Origin of the sequence: Hyphomonas sp. L-53-1-40 (assembly GCF_000682775.1) — a bacterium.
In the GTDB taxonomy this organism is placed as follows: domain Bacteria; phylum Pseudomonadota; class Alphaproteobacteria; order Caulobacterales; family Hyphomonadaceae; genus Hyphomonas.
The window spans coordinates 1-657 of the sequence record NZ_AWFI01000011.1 but is presented as its reverse complement, the minus strand read 5'-3'; the positions used below and the strand labels follow the sequence as shown (position 1 = coordinate 657).

Here is a 657-nt window from a genome sequence, read left to right as displayed (position 1 = left end):
GGCTTGTCCAGCGGACGCTCTGGCGTCGGGATGTACTCGTCGACAGCTGCCATCAGCTCAAGAACCTTGTCCTTGCCGATTGCATCGTCGCGGCCTTCAACAGCGGCCAGCGCGGAACCCGCGATGATCGGAATGTCGTCGCCCGGGAAGTCATAGGAAGACAGAAGTTCGCGAACTTCCATTTCAACCAGTTCCAGAAGCTCTTCATCATCAACCTGGTCGACCTTGTTCATGAAGACAACCAGAGCCGGCACGCCGACCTGACGGGCCAGCAGGATGTGCTCGCGGGTCTGTGGCATCGGGCCATCAGCTGCGTTCACAACCAGGATCGCGCCGTCCATCTGCGCTGCACCGGTGATCATGTTCTTGACGTAGTCAGCGTGACCCGGGCAATCGACGTGGGCATAGTGACGGTTTTCCGTCTCATATTCCACGTGCGCCGTGTTGATCGTGATGCCACGCGCTTTTTCTTCCGGAGCCGAGTCAATGTCCGCATAGGATTTCGACTCGCCACCCGAAGCCGCTGCCAGCGTCATCGAGATCGCTGCCGTCAGCGTCGTCTTGCCGTGGTCAACATGGCCAATCGTGCCGATGTTAACGTGCGGCTTGTTACGTTCAAACTTTGCCTTGCCCATCGGGCCTCTCCTTTATTCAAAT

1 protein-coding gene is annotated in these 657 nt (G+C 58.0%); it reads right to left on the bottom strand.

All coding sequences use genetic code 11. The features are described 5' to 3' along the window. Positions 1-635, bottom strand: a 635-nt coding sequence (locus tag L53_RS05935; protein ID WP_034813209.1) for a GTP-binding protein, incomplete at its 3' end; no start/stop codon positions are given. Positions 636-657: the final 22 nt, after the last annotated feature.